Below are 16,888 nucleotides of genomic sequence, written 5' to 3' on the forward strand. Positions count from 1 at the left end.
GTACTGCGAAACTAATGTTGAATCAAGTTATTGATTCCGCAGGATTTCGTGGTCGTGGTGCGATTATTGCTTACAAGCAGGGATCGACTAGGGAGAACAAATGAAACGCAACATCATCAAGATCGTCGGCGCGCTGATGCTGGTCTTTGGTGTGGCCAATGCGCAGGCTGGCGTCATCGCCACCGATAACGCCTATGGCGTGTTCGACAACAGCAGCGGCCAGCGCTACCTGGACGTCCAGAGCCATGGCCTCATCGCCGACCTGAACATCCTGGTCTCCTTTGCCAAGTGCGACAACCCGGTGCTGGGACTGGCCGGCGGCCAGTGCATCGGCAAGGGTACGCCTTATGAAAACGAGATCGTCCTGCGCCTGACCAGTCCCGGCGGCATCAAGGTCGATCTGGTGACGCAAGACACCTTCACCCAAGGCAGCACCGGTGCGGGCCAGGTCGCGGTCACCTTCGACGACGAGGGGGCGGTGCGCGGCCCGCAGGTGCAGGCGGGGGTCTTCCGCCCGGTCGGCAAGCTGAGCGCGTTCGACAGTCTCGACATGTTCGGCCGCTGGACCCTGAGTATCGGCGACACCAGCCGCCAGGATCCGCTGGAATACTATTATTCGCAACTGATCGTCACGCTCGAAGGCGAGGACCAGCAAGGCGATCCGGCGCAGGTGCCGGAACCAGCCACGCTGGGCCTGCTGGCGCTCGGCCTGGCCGGGCTCGCGATGCTGCGCCGGCGCTAGGGCGCCCCCAAAGGCGCTTCCTTTGCCCCGGATCGCTCCGGCTGCGGCCGCAGCCAGATCTCGACCCGCCGGTCCTTGGCATTGCAGGCCAGCGTTTCCCTGCTCAAGGTCTTGCCTGGACACTCTCCTGGTTTAGTCAGGGGAGAGCGGTTCCCGACACCGACATGGCTGACGAGCGCCGGATCAATGGTTTTCACCAATTCGTTGCGCACTTCAAGGGCGCGCGCCGTCGACAGGCGCTGGTTTTCGCCGGGCGCGCCGAAATGATCCGCGTGGCCGATGACCAGGATGGCATTGCGCGCGGGCGCGCCGATGCCGGCGGCAACTTCCCGAATTTTTGCCCGGCCCTCGGCGGTGAGATCGCTTTTGCCGAACTCGAACAAGGTGTCCGCTGGCAGCGTGATGCCGTGCGTCGGCTGGTCCGGCCAGAAAACGATAGGCGGCGCAGGCCTTTCCGGACGCATTGTCTTGACCGCATGGGGAATGATGAGCAGCGCCAGCGCAACCGTAATCATGGGGACGAAGCGGTTGGCCCACGTGCCCAGGCTTTCGAAAATCCTGTCGAGCGACACCATGTTGTCCCCCTGACGATGTGCGTTGATGCGCTACCGGTCAAGTGTCGGAACTGCCCTGGCCGGTTCTGTTCTGGGTTGCCTGGATGCCGAAGTAAAAGCCGATGACCGAAGACAGCAGGGTGGCGACGGGGCCGACGATGACGTCCAATAAGGACTTCAGGTGCTGGAAGCGCCTGTCGATCAGCGCCACGTCGTCGTCGAGGAACAAGGTAGTGAAGGCGAGCCCGATCACCAGGAAGAACAGGGCGATCAGCCAGACGGTAATGATCTCCCGCATGCCGCGCTGGGAGCGGCGGTCATGGTAGGAATCGCGGAAGATGTCGGTATCCGCCTGGACCACCCTGGGGTCCCAGGCAACGGTGCCAGCGGGTTCATGGCCGAGATCGCCGATCGGATCGACTCGGTCCACCCTGGGATCCCAGCCGCTGGTCGGATCGGTCATGAGACACGCTCAGCGGCTGGTAGGTACCTTGGCAGGAAGATGCGGGGTTGCAATCTGGACAACAGGATCCCGGTCGGCATTGGCCGAGACCACCGCATAACCCTGGTTGGTTTGCTCGACGGCCCATTTATAGACCGCCAGGGCTTCGCGCGCCACATCGTTGGCGCTCAGCGCTTTGTCGGATGGGCTGCGTCCGTTTATTTGCCGGAGTTTCTCATTGATCGAATCAATGATCGACTGTGGGACTTCAAGTCTGATTTCTGGCATATGGCCTCCTGGAGGAACTGCAGACGGGCTGCATCGACGCATCCAAGATTACTCCACTTTTCATCCGGTCGCAACCGAGACGCGGCCTTCGGCCGCCACGCGGTCCTTGCCGAGCACCGTGAATTCTCCCTCGCCGGGACCCGCCGTGAGCCTTGCCTGCGCACCCAGCGGCAAGGGGCTGCGGAAGCGGCACCAGACCGACGCCAGCCGGCCTTGTCCGGCGCGTTCCAGGTGGGCGCAGGCTTGCGCCATCGTGTGTGCGCCGTGGATGATCGGTGCGCGCATGCCCATCAGGCGCGCGCTCCACGGCCACAGGTGGATCGGATTCCAGTCGCCCGACAGGGCGGCGTAGCGGCGCCCGGCGTCATCGGCCAGTGTCCAGCTCGCGAGCGGCGTGGCGGCCGGCGCGATGGCTGGGGACGGCTTGCCTTCTCCGCCCTTGCTTCCGCGCCTGACCAGGTAATCGCTGCTGCACACGAACGCCAGCCGCTCACCGTCGAAAGCCTGGGTCTCGAGCAGGCAGTGGATGGCGCCGTTCGCCGCAGGAGGCTGCAGCGCCGCCTTCGTCGTGATCGCCAACGGCCGCGCCGGATCGACCGGGCCGTGCATGACCAGCGTATTCTCGACGTGGATCAGCCCCGGAATCCTGAACGGCGTCGGCCGGTCCAGCATCGTCGCCAGCTGGGCGCGCTGCGCGAGCAGGTAGAGGAAGGTGAGGGGTACGGCATCGCCCTCGAACCCGAACGCCGCCTGGTAGCGCCGCACATGGGCCAGGTCGATACCGGGTAAGAGATAAGTGGCCTGGATGTCCGCGCCGGCATGGCGCACAGGACGTTTGAACATCGCGCGCAAGAGCATGCGCGCGCCAAGGGGAGGGAGGAGCGGATGAGTCATCCGGCTAGGATAACCCACCCGCCTTCGTCAGGCCATCAGGCTGCCTGCTGCGATTCCGCGATGCGCTTGGCGATGTGGGCCAGCGCCTCGTCCACCTGGTCGATCAGGATCAGGCACAGGTCGCCCGCTTCGAGGCGCGACAGCGCACGGTCGATGGCGACGAACTCGCCATTGATTTCCTCGACGTGGCTGGTGCGGGTGGCGCCAATCAGGCCCTTGCGCAGCAGCGCGAGCACTTCGCCGTCGGCGCGGCCGCGCTGGCACTGGTCCTGGTACAGCAGTACGTCGTCGAACACCTTGCCCAGGATTTCGGTCTGCTGCGTGATGTCCTGGTCGCGGCGGTCGCCGGCGCCGCTGATCACCACCGAGCGGCGCTTGGCAGGCATGCCCTGCACGGCGGAGCTCAGCGCGGCGATGGCGTCCGGGTTGTGGCCGTAGTCGGCAATCACGGTCGCACCCTTGTAATCGAACACGTTAAAGCGGCCCGGGGCATTGTCGCTCTCGCCCACGAAGGTCTTCAGGCCGCCGCGGATCGATTCCCACTTGATGCCCACCGCCCAGGCAGCGGCCACCGAGGCCATCACGTTCTCGACCTGGAAGCCGACCGTGCCGTTGCGGGTGATCGGCACCTCGTTGAGCGGAATGCGCTCTTCCTGCTTGCCCAGCGCGCAGACCAGGTGGCCGTCGTCGACGAAGACGACGCGGCGGCCCTGGGCGCGGTGCATCGACATCAGCGGGTTGCCGATGTCCTGGGCGAAGAAGGTCACGTCGCCGCGGGTCACTTCGGCCATCGCGGCCACCACCGGGTCGGCGGCGTTCAGCACCGCCATGCCGTTGTCGGCCACGTTCTGCACGATCACGCGCTTGAGCACCGCCAGGTCCTCGAGCGTGGTGATGTAGTTCAGGCCCAGGTGGTCGCCCGCGCCGATGTTGGTCACCACCGCCACCTGGCAGCGGTCGAAGGCCAGGCCTTCGCGCAGCAGGCCGCCGCGGGCGGTCTCGAACACGGCCGCGTCCACGTCCGGATGCAGCAGCACATTGCGCGCGCTGCGCGGGCCGCTGCAGTCGCCGCTGTCGATGCGGCGGCCTTCGATGTAGACGCCGTCGGTGTTGGTCATGCCGGTGCGCAGGCCCGATGCGGTGAGCAGGTGGGCGATCAGGCGCACGGTCGTGGTCTTGCCGTTGGTGCCGGTGACGGCCACCACCGGGATGCGGCCGTCGTCGCCGGGGCCGTACAGGGTGTCCATGATGGCTTCGCCGATCGGGCGGCTCTTGCCGAACGAGGGCGAGAGGTGCATGCGCAGGCCCGGCGCGGCATTGACTTCGACGATGCCGCCGTGGAGTTCCTCGATGGGCTTGAGCACGCTGTCGCACACCAGGTCGACGCCGCAGATGTCCAGGCCGACCATGTGGGCGGCGGCGATGGCGCGCGCCGCGACTTCCGGATGGACGTCGTCGGTGACGTCGGTGGCCGAGCCGCCGGTCGACAGGTTGGCGTTGTTGCGCAGGACCACGCGCTGGCCGACGGCCGGCACGGAGTCCGCGTTCAGGCCTTGCTTGGCCAGGGTGGCCAGGGCGATGTCGTCGAAGCGGATCTTGGTCAGCGAGGTGGCGTGGCCGTCGCCGCGGCGTGGATCCAGGTTCACCTGTTCCACCAGCTGGCGCACGGTCTGCTTGCCGTCGCCTACCACTTGCGGCGGGTCGCGGCGCGCGGCGGCCACCAGCTTGTCGCCGATCACCAGCAGGCGGTAGTCGTGGCCCGGCAGGTAGCGCTCGACCATGATGTCGTCGCGGAATTCCGAGGCCGCGTGGAAGCCGGCGGTCAGCTGTTCCCTGGTGGTGACGTTGACGGTCACGCCCTTGCCCTGGTTGCCGTCCTTCGGCTTGATCACGACCGGCAGGCCGATCTCCTGAGCCGCAATCCAGGCGTCGTCCGGATCGGTCACGGTGCGGCCGTGCGGCACCGGCACGCCGGCGGCGTCGAGCAACTTCTTGGACAGTTCCTTGTCTTGCGCGATCGATTCGGCGATGGCGCCGGTGGCGTCGATCTCGGCGGCCTGGATGCGGCGCTGGCGGCTGCCCCAGCCGAACATCACCAGGCTGCCTTCGGTCAGGCGGCGGAAGGGGATGTTGCGGGCCACCGCGGCCTGCACGATCGAACCAGTCGACGGGCCGAGGCGCACGTCCTCGTCCAGCTCGCGCAGGCGCGCCAGCGCGCCGGCCAGGTCGAAGGGCTGGTCGTCGACGGTGGCCTTGATCAGTTCCTGGGCCAGTTCCAGGGCCAGGCGGCCGACGTCTTCTTCGCTGTACTCGACCACCACCTGGTAGATGCCGCGCTCGAGCGTGGCGGTGGTGCGGCTGAAGGTCACCGGGCAGCCGGCTTCGGCCTGCAGGGCCAGGGCCGCGTGCTCGAGCACCTGGGCCATCGGGACGGTGTCGTCATGGCCCATCGGCTGCAGCTGGCCGATCTGCGGGAAGCGCGTGCGCAGCCGCTTTTCGAACTCGGGCAGGGCGCCGATCGATTCCTCTTCGGGCGAGCACGAAACGATCGCCTCGACCGAAGTGTGGTGGCTCCAGAGGTTGGGGCCACGCAGGGCCCGTACGCGTGATACTTCCATAAACCGTCAGTCCTTTCGCGGGCCGCCCCGGCAGGGCAAAGGCGGACACCAAGGCCCGGCGCCTGCCGGGCCGATTCAAATATTAGTTGTTTGCTTTCTTCGGGGTCGCGTCGAAAGCACGCAGGCCGCCGCAAATCAGGTCCGCGGGCACGTCCAGCGCCCAGGCCGCCGCCACCGCCGCCAGCACGTTTTCCGGATGCTTGACCGTGGACGGCTTCATCTTCGCCAGTTCCAGCAGCGGCGTCTCGTTCTGGCCTTCCGCCAGCACGATGCGGCCGTCGCGTGCGAACACGATGCGCTCGCCCTTGGCGCGGTGCCCGGCCATGACGGCGTTGTGCTCGTCCAGCGCGTAGAAGATCACGCGGCCGTCGCTCAGCTCGGCCAGCGCGGCGACGCGCTCGTTGGCGGCGTTCAGCACGGCCGCGCCTTCCGGCAGGATCACGTCGACCTGGCTGCGGATCACGTTGCGCATCGCGTCTTCGTCGCGGATGTAGAACTCGGCCACGTCGTCCATGCCTTCCATGTCCGTCACCACGCCCACGGTGCAGCGGTCGTAGGGCAGGCCGCCCGACAGGATCGAGCGCGCGTTCGATTCGAACACGGCGGTCTGCACGGTGCGGTTGATCAGGAGGCGCTGGCCGGCTTCGGCGCCGGTGGAGTCGCGGTGCGAGACTTCGCGCGCGTCCAGGTACAGGCCTTCGCCGTTGGCCACGCCCACGTGCTTGCCGGTGATGTGGACCAGGCAGCCGATCAGGCGGGCGATCAGGCTGGTGCCCAGGGTGCCGGTGACGCCCACGACCGGGATGCGGCCGTTCTCGTTCGGTCCGAACAGGTGGTCGACGATGGCCTGGCCGACGTTGCGCGGCTGGCCGCTGGCCGGCTTGATGTGGGCCAGCAGGCCCGGGCTGGAATTGACTTCGATGATGGCGCCGCGCTGCTCGGCAAGCGGACGCGAAATGTCTTCGCACACCAGATCGATGCCGGCGATGTCCAGGCCGACCACGCGCGCGGCCAGGGCCGCGGCGTGCGCGACTTCCGGGTGCACCAGGTCGGTGACGTCGTCGGCGACGTTGCCGTTCAGCTGGATCAGGACCTTCTGGCCCGCTTGCGGCACGGAGTCCGGCGTCAGCCCCTGGCGCTTCAGGTCGAGCAGGATCTCGTCGCTTTCGGCCGGCTTGACCAGGCCGAGCGGATGCTCTTCGCTCTCGCCGCGGCGTGGATCGATGTTGATCTGGGTTTCGCACAGTTGGCTGACACTGAGCTTGCCGTCGCCCGTCACCCACAGCGATTCGCCCTTGGCGGCGGCGACCACCTTGCGGCCGACCACCAGCAGGCGGTGCTCGTTGCCCGGGATGAAGCGCTCGACCAGCACCGATTTGCTGTCGCCTTCGACGGCCGCGATCTCGTAGGCGGCCTTGACGTCGGCCTCGGTCATGAGATTGAGCGACACGCCGCGGCCGTGGTTGCCGTCGATCGGCTTGACGGCGACCGGCAGGCCGATGTCCTGGGCTTCGTCCCAGGCGTCCTCGGGGCTGCGCGCGATCGAGCCTTCCGGCACCGGCACGCCGCAGGAGGACAGCAGGGTCTTGGTCAGGTCCTTGTCGCTGGCGATGCCTTCGCCGATGGCGCTGGTGCGGTCGGTCTCGGCGGTCCAGATGCGGCGCTGCGCGGCGCCGTGGCCGAGCTGCACCAGGTTGCCTTCCGTGAGACGGATCGACGGGATCCTGCGGTCGGTGGCGGCGTCGACGATGTGCGCGGTCGACGGGCCCAGGCAGTAGCGGTCGACCAGGTCGGTCAGCTGCGCCACGGTAGCGGGCAGGTCGAAGGAGGTGTCGTTGATCGCGGCCATCAGGAGGGCATGGCCGGCGTCGAGGGCGGCGCGGCCGACGAGCTCGTCGCGGGTGCGGAAGGCCATCTTGTAGATGCCATGCTCGCCGGTGGAGCGGGTCTTGCCGAAGCCGGTCTTCATGCCGGCCAGGTTCTGCAGCTCGAGCACGATGTGCTCGAGGATGTGGCCGGCCCAGGTGCCGTCGTTCAGGCGTTCGATGAAGCCGCCGCGGTGGCCGACGCCGCAATGGTGCTCGACCAGGCCCGGCAGCCAGGCGGTCAGGCGCTCGGTGAAGCCGGGCAGGGTGTTCGAGGGGGATTCTTCAAGCTCGCCGATGTCGAGCCATGCCTCGATCACCGGGCGGTAAGTCCAGATGTTCGGACCGCGCAGGTAGCTTACGCGGAGAAACTTGATGTCGTTCTTCTTGTTCATTTAACAATATCTATGTCCACGTGTCCGTTTGCTCACCTGGACGATTACCTTATCGTCGACGCCTGCCGCGGGGACTTTTCCGCAACACGCATCATGTATACTGAGGGGAACGGAGCTTACCGTGCCGCATCATTTTCTGCCAGCATCGCCGTTTGTCATCCAAAGGATAGACGAGAACGTTAAGTCGCTCTGTGGAGCGTTTCACGCAGCGGTGCTGTTAGCAGCCCTTTTGTGCTTGCCGAGCCGGCTGCCTTGCTCATCCCTCCAGAACTTTTGCCTGTCACCGGGCGCAATACATGACAACTCAACAACTTGCTAGTCCGTCGTCGCTGGCGGTAGCCGCCAGTTTTTTGCCTGAACACTGGCAAAGTGACGTCGCGAAACAGCTTGCACCAGGGGAAAACGTTTTGAGCAGCGTGGAGGTTGACCTCGACGCGAAATTACGTTTCGTGAAGGGGCTGGTCGTGGTGACCACCCACCGGCTGCTGGCCCGCGCCCCGGGCGAGAGCGCCTGGCGCGACTGGCCGCTGCGCGCCGGCCTGGAACTGCGCCACCACGATCACGCCGGCGTCGGCCACCTGGAACTGGTGGATGCGCACGGCCTTCTGGGCGCCTGGCGCTTCACCCTGGGCCAGAACCTGCAGGCGATCCGCGTGGTGGATCAGTTCAAGGACCAGGTCGAGAGCGTGGCCACCGGCATCGCGGTGGAGCCGCCGGAGCAGCATACTTGTCCGAGTTGCAAGGCCCCGCTGGAGCCCGACCAGGAAGACTGCCCGATCTGCGAAAAGGTGCTGCATACCCCGCCGTCCACCTGGACCCTGTTCCGCCTGTGGCGCTTCGCCAAGCCCTACCAGGGCCAGTTGCTGGCCGGCTTCCTGCTGATGCTCGGTTCGACCGGCGCGCACATGATCCCGCCTTACCTGACCAAGCCGCTGATGGACAACGTGTTGATTCCTTATCAAAACGGCCAGACCATCGACACCTCGCTCGTCTATTTATATATGGGCGGCCTGTTCGGGGCGGCGATGCTGGCCTGGGCGCTAGGCTGGGGCAAGACCTACGTGCTGGCGCTGGCTTCCGAGCGCATCAGCGCCGACCTGCGCTCGACCACTTATGAACACCTGCTGCGGCTGTCGCTCGAATACTTTGGCGGCAAGCGCACCGGCGACCTGATGTCGCGCATCGGCAGCGGTTCGGACCGGATCAGTGTCTTCCTGTCGCTGCACCTGCTCGACTTCCTGTCGGACGTCCTCCTGATCATCATGACCGGCGTGATCCTGTTCAGCATGAATCCCTGGCTGGCGCTGGTCACGCTGGTTCCGCTGCCCTTCATCGCCTGGATGATCCACGTGGTGCGCGACAAGCTGCGCACCGGCTTCGAGAAGATCGACCGGGTCTGGGGCGAGGTCACCAACGTGCTGGCCGATACCATCCCCGGCATCCGGGTGGTGAAGGCCTTCGCCCAGGAAAAGCGCGAAGCCGCCCGCTTCCGTGAAGCCAACAAGCACAACCTGGCCGTCAACGACAAGCTGAACAAGGTCTGGTCGCTGTTTTCGCCGACCGTCTCGCTGCTGACCGAGATCGGCCTGCTGGTGATATGGTGCTTCGGCATCTGGCAGGTCTCGCGCGGCGACATCACGGTGGGCACCCTGACGGCCTTCATCGCCTACAGCGGCCGCTTCTACGTGAAGCTCGATTCCATGAGCCGCATCGTCTCGGTGACGCAAAAATCGGCCTCGGCCGCCAAGCGTATCTTCGACATCCTCGACCACGTGTCGAGCGTGCCGGACCCGGTCAATCCGGTGAAGGTGGACAAGGTGCGCGGCGACATCGAGCTGCGCGAAGTCGGATTCCGCTACGGCAACCGCGCCGTGAACCGCGGCATTTCGCTCAAGATCAAGGCGGGCGAGATGGTGGGCCTGGTCGGCCACAGCGGCTCCGGCAAGAGCACCCTGGTCAACCTGATCTGCCGCTTCTACGACGTGGCCGAAGGCGCGATCCTGCTGGATGGCAAGGACATCCGCTCGTTCGCGGTGGCGGATTACCGCCGCAACATCGGCCTGGTGCTGCAGGAACCTTTCCTGTTCTTCGGCACGATCGCCGAGAACATCGCCTACGGCAAGCCGAGCGCGACCCGCGAGGAAATCATTGCCGCCGCGCGTGCGGCGCATGCCCACGAGTTCATCCTGCGCTTGCCGCAGGGCTATGACTCGATGGTGGGCGAGCGCGGGCAGGGCCTGTCGGGCGGCGAGCGCCAGCGTATTTCGATTGCGCGCGCACTGCTGATCGACCCGCCGATCCTGATCCTGGACGAGGCGACCTCGTCGGTGGACTCGGAAACCGAGAAAGAGATCCAGAAGGCGCTCGACAACCTGGTCCAGGGCCGCACCACGATCGCCATCGCGCACCGCCTGTCGACCCTGCACCGCGCCGACCGCCTGGTCGTGCTCGACCGCGGCGTGGTGGTGGAAGAGGGCAACCACGACGAGCTGATGGCGCGCGAAGGCGCCTACCACCGCCTCTACGAAGCGCAAGCGCGCAACGTGGACCAGGACATGGACGACAAGGACGACTAATGGCGACGAATTTCCAACTGCGGCGCGACAGCTTCGGCAAGCTGGTGATTACCCTGGAAAGCGGCGAAGAGCACGTGGGCGTGATTCCGGTGCGCGCGTTTCCGATCCAGGCGCCGACCAAGGGGATTTCCCTGGTGCGCGACGGGGGCAAGGAAGTGGCGTGGATCGATGACCTGCTCGATGTGCCGGAGCAGATTCGCAACCTGGTGCAGGAAGAGATCGAAGGACGCGAGTTCATTCCAGAGATCCTGCACATCAGGGATGTATCGAGCTTCGCGACGCCGTGCACCTGGTTCGTGAAGACGGATCGCGGGGAGACCGAGTTCGTGCTCAAGGTGGATGAGGATATCCGGCGCGTGGGGGAGGCCTCGCTGCTGGTGGCGGATAGCCATGGGATCAACTTCCTGGTGCGGGATATGTACCGCATCGATAAGCACAGCCGCAAGATTCTCGATCGGTTCCTGTAGTTCTTTACGCTGCTAGCTGTTCACACAAACTTGGGTTCCGGCGAAGGCCGGAACCCAAGTTCGCAGCACTTCCCCCAACTTCGACTCTTCCCTCTAATCGCATCATTGCACGCCCCAACTAACGCATGCTAATTTAGTTAACACGTTAACGATCCGGAGCGCACCATGCAAATCAGCGAAGTGGCCATCCCCGTCGCCCACACCACTCTGGCCACGACCTGCCGCACCGTCCCCAACGCGCAAGCCACGGTCCTGGTCCATCCCGCCACCGCCGTCACGCAAGGCTTCTACAGCGCCTTCGCCGACTACCTCGCCAGCCGCGGCTTCAACGTGATCACCTACGACTACCGCGGCACAGGAAAATCCCGCCCCGCCAGCCTGCGCGGCATGGAAGTGATGATGTCCGACTGGATCGACCAGGACGTCCCCGCCGTCACGGCCTGGGCCGCCACCCGCTTCTCCGATCTGCCGCTGCTCGCCGTCGGCCACAGCGTCGGCGGCCACGCCCTGGCCCTATCCCCGAGCACCAGCCAGCTGCGCGCCGCCATGCTGATCGCCGCCCACGCCGGCGCGACCCGCACGGTGCGCGGCTGGTTCGAGCGTCAGCGCGTGCGCTTCGTGCTCAGCGTGCTGGCCCCGGTGCTGTGCCGCCTGCTCGGCTACATGCCTGGCAAGCGCATCGGCCTGGGCGAAGACCTGCCGCGCGGCGTGATGCTGCAATGGTCCGGCTGGTGCGCCCAGCCGCGCTACTTCTTCGACGACCCGGCCGTCGGCGCCGCACGCCGCATGGCCATGCAGCGCATCCCAATGAAGGTACTGAGCTTCACCGACGACCCCTGGGCCAACCCGGTCGCGGTCGACATGCTGGTCTCGCCCCTGCCGCAGGCCCGGCTGCAACGTCGCCAGGTGTCGCCGCGCGAGGCGGGCGTGCCTGCCATCGGCCACATGGGCTTCTTCCGCCGCCGCTGCGAAGCCGTGTTGTGGAAGGAGACCGCCGACTGGCTGCTGGCGCACTGCACGCAAAAGGAGAGGGCAGAGCATGCCTGAGCATAAGCCGCCACGCTTCGTCGCCCTGGTCAACCGCGCCCAGCGCGCCATGCAGCGCTGGATCGAAGGCCGCCCGGAAGCCTGGGAAGGCGCCAGCGCCGCCCAGGCCGGGCTGCTGTTCCTGCTCACCGCGCGCGAAGACGCGGCCATCGGCGAGATCGCCCAGGCCCTGGACGTCGCCCCCGCCGCCGTCACCAACCTGTCCAAGCGCATGCAGGCGGCCGGCCTGGTCGAACGCATCGGCGATGCGAACGACGCACGCCTGACCCGGCTGCGGCTGAGCGAGACGGGCAGGGAAGCCAGCCGCCAGGCGACCAGCGCGCTGGCCGAACTGAATGCGCGGCTCGCCGAGGGCTTTACCCAGCAGGAGCTGGCGGTCGTCGCGCGCTGGCTGGAGCAGGCGACCCGCCTCTGAACCAGCTTGATACCGGTTTCTGTACGTGCCCTCACATACAGCACAAGCAATGCCGCGTAGAGTCTTCCTATCGGCCGCAAGGCCATCGGAGGTCTCATGGATTCCATCAACCAACAACAGCCGGAACTGAACCGCCGCGACTTGAGCGGCCCCGGCGCCATCGAGCGCGTCAAGGATATGACCGAGGACGCGGACAGCTGCTTCTTTTGTACTGCCGCCAGTCTGGGCCCGAGCCGGGGTGTGCGCCCGATGAGCGTGCGCGAAACGGACGATAACGGCACGCTCTGGTTCCTCAGCAGCATCGACAGTCACAAGAACCAGGAAATCGCGATCGACCCGAACGTGAAGCTCTACTTCCAGGTCAGCAAGCATGCGGGCTTCCTCGAACTCGACGGCCATGCCGAGATTTCGCAAGACAAGGCCCAGATCAAGCGGCTCTGGAACTTCATGCTGCGCACCTGGTTCACCGAAGGCGAGGACGACCCGCGCATCACCGTCATCAAGGTTACCCCGCGCAGCGGCTACTACTGGGACAACAAGCATGGCAACGCGGTCGCTGGCGCCAAGGTGGCGGTCGGCGCCGTGGTCGGCGTGACGCTGGACGACTCGATCGAGGGCAGGCTGACCTTCGGCTAAGCGTCGATGCACGCTGTCGTCGTCACCATCGGTTCGGCGGGCGACCTGTTTCCCTTCCTGTGGATGGGCAGGGCGCTGCGCGAACGCGGCCACCGGGTCGACTTCCTCGGCCCGGTCCAGCACGAACCCTATGTGACCCGGGCCGGTTTGCCTTTCCACGGCTTGCCGGCCGACCCGGCGGTGCTCGACCATCCGGACTTGTGGCATCCAACCCGCGGTTTCGCGGTCGTCTGGCAGGCCACCCGGCCCGCGATGGCCGAACTGCCGGCCTATATGGAAGCGCTGCCGCCCGGCGAGGACCGCGTGCTGCTCGCCCATCCGCTGGCCTTGCCCGAGGCCGACCTGTGCCGCGCAGCCTGTCCCGGACTGAAGATCGCCGCCGCCTACCTGGCGCCATCCAACCTGCCCACCGTCCATGACCCATTGATGCTGGGACCCTGGCGCGTGCCGCGCTGGGCGCCGCATGTGGCGCGCCGCTGGCTGTGGCGCCGGCTGGCGGCAAGCCTGGTCGATCCTGTCGCGCTGCCGGACGTGAATGCCGCTCGCGCCGCGCGCGGCCTCCCGCCGGTGCACGACCTTGTCAAGCACATCACCGGCGTGCCGGATCTCTCGGTCACGCTGTTCCCGGGGTGGTTCGCGCCGACCCAGCCGGACTGGCCGCAGCCGATGATCAGGACCGGTTTTCCTTTATATGACCCGGCGCCCGATGCGGCGCTGGGCCCCGAGCTGCAGGCTTTCCTCGCATCTGGTCCTCCACCCGTGGCCTTCACGCCCGGCACCGGCAATCGCCAGGCCGGCCGCTACTTCGAGGCCGCGGCGCAGGCAACACGCCGCCTCGGCCTGCGCGCCATCTTCCTGACGCCGCACCGCGAGCAGCTTCCCGCTGAACTGCCCGAACATTTCCTGTGGCAGGAGTACGTTCCGCTGAAGGCTTTGTTGCCCCATGTGGCGGCGCTGGCCCACCATGGGGGCATCGGCACCACCGCCGAAGCCTTGCGCGCCGGCACGCCCCAGCTGGTGGTCCCGCTGGCGCACGACCAGTTCGACAACGCGGCCCGCGTGGTCAGTCTTGGCGCGGGCGCGAGCCTGCATGCGTCGCGCGTCACCGCCGAACGCGTGGCGCAAGCCTTACGGCGGGTCGTCGGCAGAGAGGAAGTGGGAGGGCGCTGCCGCGAGATCCGCACGCGCTTCAATGCGCCATCGGGCATCGACCAGCTGTGCGCGAGCCTGGAAGCATTGGCGGTCCCCTAAGGCTACTGTTGGGAATCGCACCGACGCCCTCCCGTCGGCGCGCTCTAATACCTCATCGTCGATGATGCCGGAGGGCACATGCCCAGCAAGAAACAGAACATCGCCGGACGCGAGCCGGCGCCCGAAGGCTACGTGCGCGTACGCGGCGCGCGCGAGCACAACCTGAAGAACGTCAGCCTGGACATCCCGCGCGGCGCGCTGGTGGTGTTCACCGGCGTGTCCGGCTCGGGCAAGTCCTCGCTCGCCTTCGGGACCCTGTACGCGGAAGCGCAGCGGCGCTACCTGGAATCGGTCTCGCCCTATGCGCGCCGCCTGTTCCACCAGATGCCGGTGCCCGAAGTGGAAGAGATCGAAGGCTTGCCGCCCGCCGTCGCCCTCCAGCAGCAGCGCGGCACGCCGACTGCGCGCTCTTCGGTCGGCAGCGTGAGCACCCTGTCGAATTCCCTGCGCATGCTGTACTCGCGCGCCGGCGACTATCCGCCGGGGCAGGAGCTGCTGTATGCGGAATCCTTCTCGCCCAACACGCCGCAGGGCGCCTGCCCGCGCTGCTCGGGCATGGGCCGCATCTACGACGTGACCGAGGATTCGATGGTGCCGGACGACAGCCTCAGCATCCGCGAGCGCGCGGTGGCCGCCTGGCCGCCGGCCTGGCATGGCCAGAACCTGCGCGACATCCTGGTCACCCTGGGCTACGACGTCGACACGCCCTGGCGCGACCTGCCGAGGAAAGACCGCGACTGGATCCTGTACACCGAGGAAACCCCCACGGTGCCGGTCTACGCCGGCCTGACGCCCAAGGAAACCCGCGCCGCCCTGCGGCGCAAGGAAACCCCCAGCTACCAGGGCACCTTCATCGGCGCGCGCCGCTACGTGCTGCAGACTTTCGCCAACACCGAAAGCGCGTCCATGAAGAAGCGCGTGGCGCGCTACATGGTCAGCACCACCTGCCCGGAATGCGAAGGCAAGCGCCTGCGCAAGGAGTCGCTGTCGGTGACCTTCTCCGGCGTGGACATCGCCGAGATCTCGCGCATGCCGCTCGAGCGCCTGGCCACGCTGCTGCGTCCCTACGCCGAAGGCAAGGACAAGGACAAGGGCGAGCTGTACGCCGAGCAGCTGGTCGTGCGCCGCCGCATCGCGGCCGACCTGTTTGCGCGGCTGGAAGTGCTGCTGGCGCTGGGCTTGGGCTACCTGGCGCTGGAGCGCAGCACGCCGACCCTGTCGCCGGGCGAGCTGCAGCGCCTGCGCCTGGCCACCCAGGTGCGCTCCAGCCTGTTCGGCGTGGTCTATGTGCTGGACGAGCCCTCGGCCGGCCTGCACCCGGCCGACGCCGAGGCCCTGCTGGATGCGCTGGACCAGCTGAAAGCGGCAGGCAATTCGCTGTTCGTGGTCGAGCACGCGCTGGACGTGATCCGCAAGGCCGACTGGCTGGTCGACGTCGGCCCGATGGCGGGCGAGCGCGGCGGCCAGATCCTGTACAGCGGCGAGCCGCAAGGACTGCGCGCCGTGGAGAAGTCGCAGACGCGCCGCTACCTGTTCGACGAGGCGCCGCTGCCCAAGCGGGCGCCGCGCACGCCCACCGGCTGGCTCAAGCTCGAAGGCGTGCGCCGGAATAACCTGCACGGCATAGGCGTCGCCTTTCCGCTGGGCGTCCTGACCAGCGTGACGGGCGTGTCCGGCTCCGGCAAGTCCAGCCTGGTCAGCCAGGTGCTGGTCGAACTGGTGGGCGCCGCGCTGGGCCACGCGCCGGCGGAGGAAGAAGAGACCCCGGGCGAACCGGACCTGGAGCGCGACGAGGCGCTGCCGCTGGAAGGCCGCATCGTCAGCGGCATGGAAGGCGTGCGGCGCCTGGTGCGGGTCGACCAGAAGCCGATCGGCCGCACCCCGCGCTCCAACCTGGCCACCTACACCGGCTTGTTCGACCAGGTGCGCAAGCTGTTCGCGGCCACCCCGGACGCGCGCAAGCGGCGCTACGACGCCGGGCGCTTTTCCTTCAACGTGGCCAAGGGCCGCTGCGAGCACTGCGCGGGCGAAGGCTTCGTCATGGTCGAGCTGCTGTTCCTGCCCAGCGTGTACGCGCCTTGCCCGACGTGCGAGGGCAAGCGCTACAACGCCAAGACCCTGGAAGTGAGCTACCGCGGCCGCAATATCGCCGAAGTCCTGGGCATGACGGTCGGGGAGGCGATCGAATTCTTCAAGGACGAGCCCCTGGTCGAACGCTCGCTCGAAGTGCTGGCGGAAGTGGGCCTGGACTACCTGCGCCTGGGCCAGCCGGCCACCGAGCTGTCCGGCGGCGAGGCCCAGCGCATCAAGCTGGCCTCGGAACTGCAGCGCGCTACCCGCGGCAACGCCTTGTACGTGCTGGACGAACCGACCACCGGCCTGCATCCGCTCGATGCCGACCGCCTGATGGTGCAGCTCAACCGCCTGGTCGACGCGGGCAATACCGTGGTCGTGGTCGAGCACACCATGCGGGTGGTGGCCGGCAGCGACTGGGTGATCGACATCGGTCCGGGGGCGGGCGAGGCCGGCGGCAAGCTGGTGGCCTGCGGTCCGCCGGCGGAGGTGGCGCGCAACAAGACCAGCCGGACGGCCCCGTATTTGCGCAAGCATTTGCCGTAGGGTTGGGGGGGGGGGCCCCCCCCCGGGGGGGGGGGGGGCCCCCCGCCCCGCGGGGGGGGGGGGGGGCGGGCCGCCCCCC

General features: G+C 67.2%; 14 protein-coding genes. 8 read left to right on the top strand and 6 right to left on the bottom strand.

The annotated features are described in order from the left end of the window. The first annotated feature begins 100 nt into the window (after positions 1-100). Positions 101-742, top strand: coding sequence for a PEP-CTERM sorting domain-containing protein (locus J8847_RS19085; RefSeq protein WP_211526296.1), 642 nt, complete (start codon positions 101-103; stop codon positions 740-742). Here J8847_RS19085 and J8847_RS19090 read toward each other — a convergent pair. From J8847_RS19090 to cphA (J8847_RS19115), 6 genes are all read right to left on the bottom strand, one after another. Continuing rightward, positions 739-1,317 carry an OmpA family protein gene (locus J8847_RS19090; protein ID WP_211526297.1) on the bottom strand — a complete coding sequence of 193 codons (579 nt, stop codon included), beginning with the start codon at positions 1,315-1,317 and terminating at the stop codon, positions 739-741. The genes J8847_RS19085 and J8847_RS19090 overlap by 4 nt on opposite strands. Before the next feature lie 37 nt (positions 1,318-1,354). Next, a complete protein-coding gene (locus J8847_RS19095; RefSeq protein WP_211526298.1) occupies positions 1,355-1,759 on the bottom strand; it encodes a hypothetical protein in 405 nt (134 codons plus the stop codon). Between the two features lie 9 nt (positions 1,760-1,768). Continuing rightward, positions 1,769-2,026: a hypothetical protein gene (locus J8847_RS19100; protein WP_211526299.1), complete on the bottom strand. Its 258-nt coding sequence runs from the start codon at positions 2,024-2,026 to the stop codon at positions 1,769-1,771. A 60-nt stretch (positions 2,027-2,086) separates the two neighbouring features. Then, positions 2,087-2,869: a MaoC family dehydratase gene (locus J8847_RS19105; RefSeq protein ID WP_229513037.1), complete on the bottom strand. Its 783-nt coding sequence runs from the start codon at positions 2,867-2,869 to the stop codon at positions 2,087-2,089. Between the two features lie 86 nt (positions 2,870-2,955). Further along, complete coding sequence (gene cphA / locus J8847_RS19110; RefSeq protein WP_211526301.1) at positions 2,956-5,538, bottom strand: cyanophycin synthetase; 2,583 nt, start codon at positions 5,536-5,538, stop codon at positions 2,956-2,958. An 82-nt stretch (positions 5,539-5,620) separates the two neighbouring features. Beyond that, positions 5,621-7,798: a cyanophycin synthetase gene (gene cphA / locus J8847_RS19115; RefSeq protein WP_211526302.1), complete on the bottom strand. Its 2,178-nt coding sequence runs from the start codon at positions 7,796-7,798 to the stop codon at positions 5,621-5,623. Positions 7,799-8,094: 296 nt separating this feature from the next. Here cphA (J8847_RS19115) and J8847_RS19120 point away from each other — a divergent pair, with 296 nt between their 5' ends. The 7 genes from J8847_RS19120 (at position 8,095) to uvrA (ending at position 16,809) form a co-directional block, all read left to right on the top strand. After that, positions 8,095-10,374 (top strand): ABC transporter ATP-binding protein, encoded by a 2,280-nt coding sequence (locus J8847_RS19120; RefSeq protein ID WP_211526303.1) that lies wholly within the window; start codon positions 8,095-8,097, stop codon positions 10,372-10,374. Continuing rightward, the gene (locus J8847_RS19125) at positions 10,374-10,841 is read left to right on the top strand and encodes a DUF1854 domain-containing protein (RefSeq protein WP_211526304.1); all 468 of its coding nucleotides are present in this window, start codon (positions 10,374-10,376) and stop codon (positions 10,839-10,841) included. Before J8847_RS19120 ends, J8847_RS19125 begins: the two co-directional genes overlap by 1 nt. A gap of 165 nt (positions 10,842-11,006) precedes the next feature. Continuing rightward, positions 11,007-11,888: an alpha/beta fold hydrolase gene (locus J8847_RS19130; RefSeq protein ID WP_211526305.1), complete on the top strand. Its 882-nt coding sequence runs from the start codon at positions 11,007-11,009 to the stop codon at positions 11,886-11,888. Continuing rightward, positions 11,881-12,303: a MarR family winged helix-turn-helix transcriptional regulator gene (locus J8847_RS19135; protein WP_211526306.1), complete on the top strand. Its 423-nt coding sequence runs from the start codon at positions 11,881-11,883 to the stop codon at positions 12,301-12,303. The genes J8847_RS19130 and J8847_RS19135 overlap by 8 nt, the downstream gene beginning before the upstream one ends. 96 nt (positions 12,304-12,399) lie before the next feature. Then, positions 12,400-12,939 (top strand): pyridoxamine 5'-phosphate oxidase family protein, encoded by a 540-nt coding sequence (locus J8847_RS19140; protein WP_211526307.1) that lies wholly within the window; start codon positions 12,400-12,402, stop codon positions 12,937-12,939. Positions 12,940-12,945: 6 nt separating this feature from the next. Continuing rightward, positions 12,946-14,190 carry a glycosyltransferase gene (locus tag J8847_RS19145; RefSeq protein WP_211526308.1) on the top strand — a complete coding sequence of 415 codons (1,245 nt, stop codon included), beginning with the start codon at positions 12,946-12,948 and terminating at the stop codon, positions 14,188-14,190. Positions 14,191-14,268: 78 nt separating this feature from the next. Next, on the top strand, positions 14,269-16,809 hold the full coding sequence (gene uvrA / locus J8847_RS19150) for an excinuclease ABC subunit UvrA (protein WP_211526309.1): 2,541 nt from the start codon (positions 14,269-14,271) through the stop codon (positions 16,807-16,809). Positions 16,810-16,888 lie beyond the last annotated feature (79 nt).

It is taken from the genome of Massilia sp. AB1 (assembly GCF_018119385.1).
Lineage (GTDB): Bacteria > Pseudomonadota > Gammaproteobacteria > Burkholderiales > Burkholderiaceae_D > Telluria.